At 73.8% G+C, this 11,543-nt stretch carries 13 protein-coding genes and 1 pseudogene; 6 read left to right on the top strand and 8 right to left on the bottom strand.

The genetic code is table 11. The features are described from left to right. Positions 1 to 10: 10 nt before the first annotated feature. Positions 11 to 1,714 (top strand): acyl-CoA dehydrogenase family protein, encoded by a 1,704-nt coding sequence (locus tag ACLQ26_RS16215; protein ID WP_425745202.1) that lies wholly within the window; start codon positions 11 to 13, stop codon positions 1,712 to 1,714. Positions 1,715 to 1,791: 77 nt separating this feature from the next. Further along, positions 1,792 to 2,163, top strand: coding sequence for a VOC family protein (locus tag ACLQ26_RS16210; protein ID WP_425745201.1), 372 nt, complete (start codon positions 1,792 to 1,794; stop codon positions 2,161 to 2,163). A 15-nt stretch (positions 2,164 to 2,178) separates the two neighbouring features. Here the strand turns inward: ACLQ26_RS16210 and ACLQ26_RS16205 are convergent, their stop codons facing one another. Further along, positions 2,179 to 3,024 (bottom strand): LLM class flavin-dependent oxidoreductase, encoded by an 846-nt coding sequence (locus ACLQ26_RS16205; protein ID WP_425745200.1) that lies wholly within the window; start codon positions 3,022 to 3,024, stop codon positions 2,179 to 2,181. A gap of 29 nt (positions 3,025 to 3,053) precedes the next feature. Further along, on the bottom strand, positions 3,054 to 4,052 hold the full coding sequence (locus ACLQ26_RS16200) for a tyrosine-type recombinase/integrase (protein WP_363685895.1): 999 nt from the start codon (positions 4,050 to 4,052) through the stop codon (positions 3,054 to 3,056). A gap of 95 nt (positions 4,053 to 4,147) precedes the next feature. Between ACLQ26_RS16200 and ACLQ26_RS16195 the strand changes: the two are divergent. After that, positions 4,148 to 5,147, top strand: a pseudogene (locus ACLQ26_RS16195) (helix-turn-helix transcriptional regulator). Between the two features lie 47 nt (positions 5,148 to 5,194). On the opposite strand, the gene ACLQ26_RS16190 reads toward ACLQ26_RS16195, so the two are convergent. The 4 genes from ACLQ26_RS16190 to ACLQ26_RS16175 form a co-directional block, all read right to left on the bottom strand. Beyond that, complete coding sequence (locus ACLQ26_RS16190) at positions 5,195 to 5,689, bottom strand: GNAT family N-acetyltransferase (RefSeq protein ID WP_425745199.1); 495 nt, start codon at positions 5,687 to 5,689, stop codon at positions 5,195 to 5,197. 10 nt (positions 5,690 to 5,699) lie between these two features. Further along, on the bottom strand, positions 5,700 to 6,242 hold the full coding sequence (locus ACLQ26_RS16185) for a DUF2087 domain-containing protein (RefSeq protein ID WP_425745198.1): 543 nt from the start codon (positions 6,240 to 6,242) through the stop codon (positions 5,700 to 5,702). A 59-nt stretch (positions 6,243 to 6,301) separates the two neighbouring features. Next, positions 6,302 to 7,474, bottom strand: coding sequence for an epoxide hydrolase family protein (locus ACLQ26_RS16180; protein ID WP_425745197.1), 1,173 nt, complete (start codon positions 7,472 to 7,474; stop codon positions 6,302 to 6,304). A gap of 149 nt (positions 7,475 to 7,623) precedes the next feature. Next, entirely contained in the window at positions 7,624 to 8,130 is a 507-nt protein-coding gene (locus ACLQ26_RS16175; protein WP_393292478.1) for a MarR family winged helix-turn-helix transcriptional regulator, read from the bottom strand. A gap of 70 nt (positions 8,131 to 8,200) precedes the next feature. On the opposite strand from ACLQ26_RS16175, the gene ACLQ26_RS16170 reads away from it, so the two are divergent. After that, the gene (locus ACLQ26_RS16170) at positions 8,201 to 9,433 is read left to right on the top strand and encodes an MFS transporter (RefSeq protein WP_425745196.1); all 1,233 of its coding nucleotides are present in this window, start codon (positions 8,201 to 8,203) and stop codon (positions 9,431 to 9,433) included. 41 nt (positions 9,434 to 9,474) lie between these two features. On the opposite strand, the gene ACLQ26_RS16165 is transcribed toward ACLQ26_RS16170, so the two are convergent. Next, entirely contained in the window at positions 9,475 to 9,666 is a 192-nt protein-coding gene (locus ACLQ26_RS16165; protein WP_425745195.1) for a DUF397 domain-containing protein, read from the bottom strand. Next, complete coding sequence (locus ACLQ26_RS16160; RefSeq protein ID WP_425745194.1) at positions 9,657 to 10,427, bottom strand: Scr1 family TA system antitoxin-like transcriptional regulator; 771 nt, start codon at positions 10,425 to 10,427, stop codon at positions 9,657 to 9,659. Before ACLQ26_RS16160 ends, ACLQ26_RS16165 begins: the two co-directional genes overlap by 10 nt. Positions 10,428 to 10,625: 198 nt before the next feature. Between ACLQ26_RS16160 and ACLQ26_RS16155 the strand changes: the two genes are divergently transcribed. Then, positions 10,626 to 10,889, top strand: coding sequence for a flavin reductase (locus tag ACLQ26_RS16155; protein WP_425745193.1), 264 nt, complete (start codon positions 10,626 to 10,628; stop codon positions 10,887 to 10,889). A gap of 316 nt (positions 10,890 to 11,205) precedes the next feature. Then, positions 11,206 to 11,484, top strand: a complete 279-nt coding sequence (locus ACLQ26_RS16150; protein ID WP_425745192.1) for a hypothetical protein — start codon at positions 11,206 to 11,208, stop codon at positions 11,482 to 11,484. Positions 11,485 to 11,543: the final 59 nt, after the last annotated feature.

The raw sequence follows: 11,543 nt of genomic DNA, 5'->3' as shown, positions 1-11,543 counted from the left end.
GAGCCGATCGATGAGCCGCTTCGTGCAGCCGGTACCACCCCCCGCCGACCCGTACGCCGGTGACGCCCTGCTGCGGTCCTGGCTGGAACGTCACCTCGGCCCGGACGGACACGCGGCCGCGAAGGGCCGCCTCGCCGACCTGGCCGCCGACGTCACCGGGCCGCTGCGCGCGGCGCACGCCGACGCCGAGGCACACTCGCCGACGCTGGTCCGCTACGACCCCTGGGGCGCCCGCGTCGACCGGATCGAGGTGTCCGCCGGCTGGCAGGCGCAGCGCGCCGCCGCCGCCCGCCACGCCGTGGTGGCGCTGCCCTACCTTCCCGACGCGCGCGGCACCTGGGGCGCCGCCGCACGGGTCGTGCAACACGCGCTGCTGCACCTGTACGGGCCGGAGTCGGCGACGTTCTCCTGCCCGGTGGCGATGGCCGACGGTGCGGCGGCGCTGCTCAGCCTCCCCGACGTCGACGACGGTGTCCGCGACGCGTGGCTGCCCCGGCTGATCTCCACCGACCCGGCCACGGCGATCACCAGTGGGCAGTGGATGACCGAGGCGCAGGGCGGCTCCGACCTGGGCCGCTCCGCCACGATCGGCCGACCCGCCGCCGACGGTTCGTGGCGGCTGACCGGGGAGAAGTGGTTCTGCTCGGCCGCCGACGCCGCGATGGCGGTGGCGCTGGCCCGTCCCGAGGGCGCCGGGCGCGGCAGCCGGGTGCTCGCCCCGTTCCTCGTACCCCGCTACGCGGTCGACTCGCCGCTGATCGGTGGCGGTGCACCGGACGGGCCCGCCCCCGGTGTCATCGTGCACCGGCTCAAGGACAAGCTCGGCACCCGAGCGCTGCCGACCGCCGAGATCGGCCTGCGCGACGCGTACGCGGTGCCGCTGGGCGACCCGACGGTGCCCGGCCTGGTCCGGGCGATGACCCTTGTCGTGGTGACCCGGGTGCACAACGCCGCCGCCGCGGCCGGCGGGATGCGACGGGGCCTCGCCTACGCCCGCGCCTACGCCGACGCGCGGCACGTGGCGGGTGGCGCGTTGGCGTCCTCGCCGCTGCACCGGGCCACGCTGGGCACCCTCGCGGTCGACGCGGCGGGCGCGTTCGCCCTCGCGGGACACGCGTTCGCGCTGCTCGGGCGGGTCGAGGTCGGCGCCGACCCGGAGGCCGCGGCGGAACTGCGCATCGTGGCGCCGCTGGCGAAGCTGGCCACCGGGCGGCTCGCCGTCAGCTCCGCGAGCGAGTACGTGGAGAGCTTCGGCGGCGCCGGCTACGTGGAGGACACCGGCGTACCCCGGCTGCTGCGCGACGCGCAGGTGCTGCCGATCTGGGAGGGCACCACGAACGTGCTGGCCCTGGACGTGCTGCGCGCGCTGACCCGGGAGGACGCCGGCGCGCCACTGCTGAGCCGACTGGCCGCCGCCGTCGACCTGGCCCGGCCGCTGTCGCCCGCCCTGGCCGACACCCTGGCCACCGCCGCCGCGCAGTTGGACGACACCATCGCGGCGGTGACGGCCGACCCGGGCTCGGCGGGGGTGCTCGCGGGCGCGCGCGGCCTGGCGTTGCGCCTGGCGTACGCGCTGACCGCCGCCCTGCTCGTGGAGCACGCCGCGTGGGGCGACGAGCAGGCGGAACTGGCCGCCCGGCTGTGGGCGCGACGGTGGCTGCGCCACGACGACATCGCCGAGGACGCCCACCACCACCTGGACCTGCTCTGCTGAGCGTCGCTGCGGGCCGGTCGAGGAACCGCCGACGTACCTGACACTGGTTGGCAGGTACGTCGGGGCAGACTGCCCGCATGACAACAACCGCCGACCTCGCGATGGTCAACCTGGACAGCTCCGACCCGGCCGCGCACGCCGCCTTCTACCACCGGGCGCTGGGCTGGGAGATCACCCACAGCCAAGCCGAGTACGCCATGATCAGCGGTGGTGGCGCGTCCATCGGCTTCGGCCTGGTGGAGGGCTACCAGCCGCCGGCCTGGCCGGACCCGGCCGCACAGAAGCGCTACCACCTCGACCTCTACGTCGACGACCTGGCGGTGGCCGAGAAGGAGTTCGTCGCCGCCGGCGCGTCGAAGCCGGAGTTCCAACCCGGCGGCGACCGCTGGGTGGTGCTGCTGGACCCGATCGGGCAGCCGTTCTGCATCTGCCCCCGCCCGCAGGGCTGACCTGAGGCAGGGCGCTCAGCGCAGCGGGCCGCGGGCCACCGCGGCCCGCATCGCCGCCGGGTCACCCACCGGGACGTACTCCAGCCACCAGGTGGCCCCGGCGGCGGCCAACTCACGGTGGTAGGCCCGCTCGGCGCGCTCGTCCGGGCGGCGGCGTCGCCCGCCGATCGCCACGTCGAACGGCTGGCCGTCGGCCCGGGTCGAGGGCAGGGCCGCGACGAGGTCGCGGACCTCGTCGGGGGTGAAGTCGGCCCAGCCGTCGGTGTCGGTGAGCTTGTACGGCACGATGCCGTCGGCGCGGGCCGCCCGGCGGCGCACCGCCCCGGCCTGCGTGCTGCCGCCGACCCAGACCGGCACGCGGGGCGACTGCACGGGCGGTGGCCGCAGCGCCACCTGCTCGGCGCGGTAGTGGGTGCCCCGATGGTCGACCCGCTCACCACCGAGCAGGCCGGTCAGCAGGTCGAGACCCTCGTCGAGCATCGCGGCGCGCACGGCCAGCTCGGTCGGCTCGCCGAACGCGGCAAGGCCCCGGTCGCCGGGGTCGCCGACACCGACGGCCACGGTGGCCCGGCCCGCGCTCAGGTGGTCGAGGGTCAGCACCTCGCGGGCCAGCTTCGCGGGGCGGCGGCGGGGCAGCGCGGTGACAGTGGTGCCCAGCCGCACCCGGTCGGTGCGCCCGGCGATCGCGGTGAGCACCAGCCACGGGTCGTAGGTGGACGGGTCGTCGCCGGAGTAGTGGATCACGTAATCCTCCAGGAACACCCCGTCCCACCCGGCGCTCTCGGCCAGCTCACCCAGCTCGACCAGGGTGGACACCGCGACGTCGCCGCCGCCGCAGGGAATCTCCAGTCCGTGTCTCATCCGCCGACCGTAGGCCGGGGGTCAGACAGTCAGCCGCGGCGGCGCGACCGGGCGGCCCACACCGCGTACGCCGGGTCGCGGTCGAGGTTGTGCCGGTCCCGGTCGTAGCGGCGGGTGGTGCGTGGATCGGCGTGGCCCATGGCGTCCTGCACGTCTTCGAGGGGAACACCCTCGGAGCGGGCGGTGGTGGCGAACGCGTGGCGCAGCGAGTGCGGGGACAGCCGCGCCCACGCCGGGATGCCGGCGGCCCGGGCGAGCCGGCGGACCATCCGGAACACCGAGTGCCTGTCGAGCCGGGCGCCGCTGGCGGTGACCAGCAGGGGCCCGGTCAGGTGTGTCACCGGTACGCCGGTCGTGGCGGCCCGCTGGGCCAGGTACGCGTCCACCGCGTAGGCGGTGCCCGGGGTGAGGGCGCGGCGACGCTGCTTGCCGCCCTTGCCGACGAAGCGCACGCTGCGGTGCCCGCGTTCGGTGCCGAGGTCGGTCAGGTCCAGCGAGACCAGCTCCCCGACCCGCAGGCCGAGATCGGCCAGGAGCGCGATCGCCGCCCGATTGCGGGCCGCCGTCGGGCCGGTCTCCGCGTCGGCGGCGGTGAGCAGCGCGTCCACCTCCTCCGGGGTGAGCCCGACGGTGGCGGAGTGGTCCCGGTCGACGCGGGGCCGGTCCGCGCCGGAGACCGGGTTGGCCGGCACACCGCCGAGCTTGACGAGGAAGTCGTACCAGCTGGACAGCGCCGACAGTCGGCGGGCCACTGTCGCCGGGGTCAAGGGTCGGCCGCTGCGGGCCACGAGAGTGGACTCCAGCGCGCGGGCGTACTCGTTGACGTGCAGGAAGGTGGCCCGCAGCGGATCCAGATCCCGGCCGGCGCACCAGCCGAGCCACCCGGTGACGTCGCGCCGGTAGGCGTCGCGGGTGTGCTCGGACAACCGACGGTTGCGCAGCCACGCCTCGGTGACGTCGACCGGCCCGCCGGACAGGGCCGGTCGGGCGGAGGGGCGGGAGAGCACGGGAGCGTCGGAGGACACCATGTGAAAAAGGTTCTCAGCAGCGGATGGGATTGCCACGCAGGCGCGCCGAGGCCGGCGCGTGCGGCGGCGCGGACGGTGTCGGCTACCGTCGCACGGTGCGTGCCAGCCGGCTGGTCTCCCTGCTGCTGCTCCTGCAGGCCCGGGGGCGGATGACCGCCACCGAACTGGCCGACGCCCTGGAGGTGTCGGTTCGCACGGTGTACCGCGACGTGGAGTCGCTGGGGGCCGCCGGCGTGCCGGTGTACGCCGAGCGTGGCCCGACCGGCGGTTACCGCCTCCTCGACGGCTACCGCACCCGGCTCACCGGCCTGACCGCAGGTGAGGCCGAGGCGTTGTTCCTGGCCGGCATGCCCGGCCCGGCCGCCGAGCTGGGCCTGGGCTCGGTGCTGGCCACGGCGGAGCTGAAACTGCGCGCCGCGCTACCGACCGACCTCGCCGACGGGGGCGCCCGAATCCGGCAGCGGTTCCACCTGGACGCGCCGAGCTGGTTTCGCGAACCCGAGCCGACACCGCACCTGGCCGCGCTGGCGACGGCCGTGTGGGAGGACCGTCGCGTCACCGTGCGCTACCAGCGGTGGCAGGCGCCCCCGGGAGGTGACCCGGACCCTCGACCCCCTCGGCGTGGTGCTCAAGGCCGGCCGCTGGTACCTGGTCGCCGCCGCGTCCGGGCAGGTGCGCACCTACCGGGTGAGCGCGATCCTGGACCTGACGGTCCTCGACGAACCCGCCGAGCGGCCGGCCGGGTTCGACCTGGCGGGCGCCTGGCAGGAGCACGCCGCGCGCTACGAGCAGGGCGTGTACCGCGCCGAGGCCCGGGTGCGGATGACCGTGGCGGCGCTGGCGCAGACGACCTACCTGTTTCCGCCCGTGATGAGCCGGGCGGCGCAGGACCGGGCCGACGCGCCGGACGCGGACGGCTGGGTCACGACGACCGTGCCGATCGAGTCGATCCGACACGGCTGCGTGGAGATGCTCAAGCTCGGCGCGCAGGCGGAGGTGCTCGCCCCGCCCGAGTTGCGGGAGCGGCTCGCCAGCACCGCCCACGCCCTCGCCGCGCTCTACCCCCCGCCCGCCGTTGAGGCTCTCAGGCGTTGATCTGCCGGCGCGCGTGAAGGTGATGAGTTCGCGCGGCCGTCAAGCGGTCAGCTCAGGCGCTTCTCGAACCAGTGCTCGGCGTACGGGCCCTGCGAGTACGCGGGGATCTCGGCGTAGCCGTGCCGGGCGTACAGGGCGCGGGCCTCGACCAGGTCGGAGCGGGTGTCGAGGCGGATCCGGTCCGCGCCGGCCGCCCGCGCCGACTGCTCGACGGCGGCCAGCAGGGCGGCGCCCCCACCCGCGCCCCGATGCGCCTGCCGAACGAACACGCGGGTCAGCTCGGCCCAGTCGGGATGCCACCGCAGCCCGGCGCAGCCGGCCAGGACCCCGTCGCGGTAAGCGAGCAGGAGCAGACCCCCGGGGTACGCCAGATCGTCGCTGGGCATCTCGGTCAGCGCCTCGTCGACCTCGCCCGGTCGGGCCGGGCGGCCGTGGTAGCGCACCACCATCTCCGTCATGTACTCGCGCAGCAGGTCTGTCGCGTCCGGATGGTCGGGACGGACGGTGGCGGTCACCCAGGCGGGCCGAATGGTAATGGTCACCTGTCGATCATCAGTGCCCGGTCAACGGCTTTTCCTCCGCGACCCGCTGGTAGATGCCGTGCTCGCGGGTGAGCAGCCGTTCCTCGACGAGGTAGCGGCGCAGGGTGGCGTGGTCCGATCCGCCGGCGGCGCACCACGGCTTGAGCGCGTCGTCGACGGCCCGCTCGGGATAGCGCGTCCCCGGCTCGAACGAGTGTTGCGCGATGTGCGCGAGCAGCACCCGCCGCCGGCCGCGCTGCGCCGGCAGTCCCACCAGGACGCCCGCGCGTAGGAACGTGCGCAGCACCGGATCGTCGGCCGGCTCGGCGTCGTCGGCCGGGCGACCGTCGCGCGCAGCCGCCCGCAGCGACGCCTCGTCGACAGTGAGCGCGCCGTCCGCGCCGGCGACGAGGCCCGCGTCGGCCAGCCGGCGCAGCCCGGTGAGCACGGCCCGCGTCGGTAGGCCGGACCGCTGGGCGACCTCGGCCGCGCTTGTCGACCCCAGCACGATCGCCGCGAAGATCCGTCGCCGTGCGTCGTCGGCCAGGGCCCCGGCCAGAGCATGGGCAGTCATGCCGGTCACCCTCGCATCAGGGGTACGCGGACCGCCACGCGATTTTTCCGGTGTACGCGCTACCGCAGCGGGCGGAAGAAGGTACGCAGGTCCTGCACCAGTAGGTCGGGCACCTCAAGGGCCGGGAAGTGACCGCCGCGGTCGTGTTCCATCCAGTAGCGGATGTCCGGGTAGCGCCGGGTGGCCCAGCGGCGGGAGGGTCGCGGCACCTCGGCGGGGAAGATGGACGCACCGACGGGCACGTGGATCGTGTCGGTGGACGCGCCGCTGATCCAGCCTGACACCGTGTCGATGCTCTCCGCGTAGAGCCGTGCCGAGGACGCGGCGGTGCCGGTCAGCCAGTACAGCGTGACCTGGTCGAGGATCTGGTCCCGCGACAGCGCGCCCGGTAGGTCGTCGGCCCGTCGGAGGCTGTGATCGCTCCAGGCGATCAGTTTCTCGCCCATCCAGGCGCACAGCCCGGCCGGGGAGTCCAGCAGGGCGTAGCCGACGGTCTGTGGAGCGGTGCGATGGATCTCCGAGTACGCCGACGAGGTTCGTCCGCGTTCCCGCATCCGGTCCAGCGCTTCCCGTTCGGCGTCGGTGAAGTCGTCGTCCGTTTCCGAGTCCGGGCCGGCGAGGGGCGGAACGAGATGGATGCCGGCCACATGTTCGGCGTCCAGCGCACCGAGCATGCTGGAGATGCTGGTGCCCCAGTCGCTTCCGGTCGCGCCGTAGCGGGTGTAGCCAAGGCCGGCCATCAGCTGTGCCCAGGTGGCGGCGATGCGCTGGACGCCCCAACCACTTGTTGTCGGTCTGGTGCTGAAGCCGTACCCCGGCACGGAGGGGATCACCACGTCGAAGGCGTCGACGGCGGCACCGCCGTGGCTGACCGGGTCGGTCAGTGGCGCAACGAGGTCGAGCAGTTCGAGCACCGAGCCGGGCCAGCCGTGGGTAAGCACGAGCGGCAGCGCGCCGGGGTGTGGGGAGCGGGCGTGCAGCACGTGCACCCGCGTCCCGTTGACGTCGACCAGGTACTGCGGGACAGCGTTGAGCCGCGCCTCGGTGGCGCGCCACTGGTAGTCCTCGGTCCAGTACCGGCACAGGTCCTGCACCACTTCCAGCGGCATCCCGTGTGACCAGTCGGGGGTCGGCGCTGGCTCGGGCCAGCGGGTGCGCGCCAGCCGGGTGCGCAACTCGTGCAGGTCGGATTCCGGTACCCGCACCTGGAAGGGTTGGATGTGGAGGGACATCGAAACTCCCTTCGTTGCTCAGAGGTCGGCCAGCAGGAGGGCCTGCTGGGGTGCCAGCCGGACGGTGCCGCGACGCGGGTGTGCCGGCGTGACTGTGGGGTCGTCGGTGTCGTAGACGGCCGGCGCGGTGCGCCCGCTCGATGGCCGGTCTACGGCGCGTCGACCGGTTGCTCGCTGACGAGCAGCACGCGACGCAGCAGGTCGGACAGCAACCGCCGCTCGGTCGGCGTCAGCGCGCCGAGCAGTCGGTGTTCCTCGGCGCCCTGGACCTTGATCGCCCCGCGCCATGCGGCCTCGCCCGCGTCGGTGAGCTCCACGTCCACCCGACGACGGTCGACTGTGGACGGAATGCGGCGCACGAAGCCCCGCCGCAGCAGGGTGTCGACGCGGGCGGTGATTGAGGCGGGGGCCACCGCCAGGTCCGCGGCGAGGTCCGAGGGAGCTGCCCGGCCGCGCCGGCCGGCCAGGGCGTGCAGGGTGTCGTACTCGTGTGGCGGCAGGTCGAGGTCGGCCAGGACCCGCTCCTTCACGGCGCGCAGGTGCCGGGTCAGGTGGATCATCCGGGTCACCGCGCCCTCGACGTCCACGTCGAGGTCGGGCACCACGGGTAGCCAGCGCTCGACGTGCCGGTCGACGGCGTCCGGGGTGTCGGTCACGGGCGCCAGCTTAGCTCACCGACGAAATATTCATTGCCGAAAGGTTTGGCGTCGAAGTATGTTGCTCGGTATGGCTCACCCCCTGCGCACCCGCCCCTTCCGGCTGCTGTTCCTCGGCCGTACCGTCTCGGCCGTCGGGGACGCGGTGGTGCCCGCGGCGCTCGCCCTGGCCGTGCTGCGCGCGACCGGCTCGACCGGGGCGTTGGCAGTCGTCCTCGCCGCGGCGATGGTGCCCCGGCTGCTCCTCCTGCCGCTCGGCGGCGTCGTCGCCGACCGGTTCGCCGCTCGCCGCGTCGCCCTGCTGGCCGACCTGGTCCGCTGCGTGACCCAACTGGCGGTCGGCGTGCAGCTGCTCGACGGTGACCCGTCGCTGACCACAGTCGTGGTGGCCTCCGCGCTCGGCGGCACCGCGTCGGCGTTCGCCATTCCGACCGCATCGCCCCTGGTCGCCGGCACCGTCGACCCGGCCGACCGGCAGCGGGCCAACGCCCTGATGGGGGTCACCGCCAACGCCAGCCGGCTGCTCGGGCCCGCGTTGGCAGGTGTGCTGATCTGGGCCGCCGGGCCCGGCTGGGCGTTCGTCATCGACAGCGGGTCGTTCGCGCTCAGCGCCGCCCTGCTCGCACTCGTGCGGGTCAGCCACGTTCCGGTGCCGCGCCGCTCGATCCTCACCGACCTGCGCCACGGCTTCGGCGAGGTTCGCGCCCGCGACTGGTTCTGGACCAGCCTGCTCGGGCACGGTGTGTGGAACGGTGCTGCCGCTGTGCTGATGACCCTCGGGCCGGCCATCGCCATCGACCGTCTCGGCGGGGAGGCGACCTGGGTGCTGCTGTTACAGGCCGGCGCGATCGGCATGCTCACCGGCTCGCTGCTGGCCGGGCGGGTCCGGCTCCGCCGGCCGGTGCTGCTGGCCAACCTCGGGCTCGCCAGCTATGCCGTGCCGCTGTTCCTGCTCGCCGTCGCCGCGCCCGCCCCGGCCGTGATCGTCGCGTACGCCGTGGCGCTTACCGCCCTCGGCTACCTCAACCCGGTCTGGGAGACAGTCGTGCAGCACCAGTTTCCCCCCGAGGTCCTGGCCCGGGTCACCTCATACGACTGGCTGGTCTCGATGGGCGCGATGCCGCTGGGCTACGCGCTGGCGCCCCTGGCCGCCGAGGCGTTCGGCGCGCCCGTACCCCTGGCGGTCGCCGGCCTGCTGGTCCTGGCCTCCTGCGCCGGCACGTCGCTGGTGCCCGGCGTACGTCGGCTCACCTGGCCGACGGGCGTGCCACCGCAGGCGGCCGAACCGGCCGGCGTGCGGTGATCACATCGGGTCGGCCCGTGCGGTGCGCGCGATGTGGACGGTCAGCGGGCGTCGCGTGCCCTGGCGACGAAGCTCCGCCACGCCTGCGGACTGAACGTGAGCCTCGCGCCGTCGCGATCTTTCGTGTCCCGGACGAGGACCACGCCCGGGAGGTTGTCGGCGACCTCGACGCAGTCACCACCGTTGCCGCCGCTCTTCGTGCTCTTGCGCCACCGCGCCCCGGTCAGGTCCATGATGCCGCCGCTTCTCTGAGAAGGTCCAAGGAACGCCCTCGGGGCAGCGCCTCGCCGCGAATGCGCTCCCACCGCCGTTCCAGGCTAACAAGCTCCGATGTCTGGTCGAGGATCTGCGCCTGTGCGGCGCTGTCGACGTGCGCGACCCGCGAGCCGTCCGGCAGGTCCGCGATGCTGAACGGCCCGTCGAGCCCGGGGTAGCTGGGCGCGTCCGACGGCACGATCTGGAGCTGCACGGTGTCCGTCTCCACGTAGTCGAGCAGGCGCGTGAGCTGCGCCGCCATCAGCGCGCGGTCGCCGCCGACGCGCCGGCGCAGCACCCCCTCGTCGAGCAGGGCGATGAGCAGCGGCCCGTCGGCGTCCCGGTCGAGAATCGACTGCCGGCCGATCCGCGCCGCGGTGAACTCGTCGACCGCGTCCGGCGTCAGCACGCCGCCGGCCAGGGTCGCCCGGGCGTACGCCTCGGTCTGGAGCAGCCCCGGCACCCACGCCAACTGGAACGACCGCAGCGTCACCGCCTCACGTTCGATGTCGACCCAGGGCCGGAACCACACCGGTTCGCGACGACGAAGGGCATCCGGCCACAGTGCCTCGGCGTCGCGCGCCAGCAGCTCGGCGACGCTCGCGCGGTGCCGGCTCTGGGGCACGTGGCCCGGGTTCGCCCACCGGGCAACGGTCTTCGGGTGCACGCCGATCCGATCGGCGAGGCTCTCGGCCGTATGACCCGCCTCGGCGAGCGCTGCGACAAAGGCATGGTTCATGCCGTTCCTTCCTGGGAGCAAAAGGGCTGCGCCAAGGAGATTACGTAACGCTGTGTGCTTGTCCAGAGACTCACGGGAAAGTGCGGTATAGACGGCGCGGCCGGCAGGGATCCGAACCCGGCGGACGCGTTCGTGGCGGGGCCGCTTCCGCGACCAGAGGCGGCCCCGCTTCCAGCAGCCGACCCAGGAGGAGAACCCGTGCCACACACCGAAGGAAGGGCCAGGAGGTCGACGCACTCCCCCTTGCGCCCGTCGTGGCGCTGCCCGGCCTGCGGCATCCTCTGGCCGTGCTCGACCGCGAAGCTGCGTCTGCTCGGCGAGTACCGCGAGGATCGCCCAGGTCTGTTGACGCACCTGGCGACAGTCCAGAAGCAGGCCGAAGCCGACCTCACCGTGCTCAACCCCGGTGTGGCGCTACCCGACCTGACCCCGCGTTTCGTCGGCTGGGCGCAGGCCCGCTGAGTGGATTCGGCGCCCGTACCCCTGGCGGTCGCCGGCCTGTTGGTCCTGGCCTCCTGCGCCGGCACGTCGCTGGTGCCCGGCGTACGCCGGCTCACCTGGCCGCCGACCCCGCAACCCGCAACCGGCCGAACCCGCCGGCGTCCGCTGACCGGCGCCGGCGTTAATCACACGCTCTGCGACGCCGCAATGGCTATCTTCATCCGGAAGGCTGGTCGGTGAACGGCGCTGTTCGTGGCGCATCCGCGCCCCGCATCGGTGCGGCAACGGCAACACGTTTCGTGCCCCTGCTCACCTCCACGAATCGGGGGAACTCACGATGTCCGGCGCAGCGGCAGGCGGTGACTCGCTGCGCCCCACGCAACTGCTTCGCCGCAGTCGACCCTTTCGCGCTCTGTTCTCGGCCCGGCTCGTCTCGTACGCAGGCGATTCACTCAGCCTTGTCGCGCTCATGTTCCACGTCGCCGAGACGACGGGGAAGGCACTGGCGGTCTCCCTCCTGCTGCTCGTCGGAGATCTCGCGCCGTCGCTGCTGGGCCCCTTCAGCGGCGCCCTCGCCGACCGGCTCAACCTCCGGCGACTAGCCCGTGTTTCGTAAGTGGGCGTGGGCCTGGTGAGGTCACGGCGTGGCGATGATCGATAACTGAAGAGGTCTCC

Source organism: Micromonospora sp. DT43, assembly GCF_049841645.1.
Classification (GTDB): domain Bacteria; phylum Actinomycetota; class Actinomycetes; order Mycobacteriales; family Micromonosporaceae; genus Micromonospora.
The sequence above is the reverse complement of the archived record's forward strand: the minus strand, read 5'-3'. Positions and strand labels throughout refer to the sequence as shown.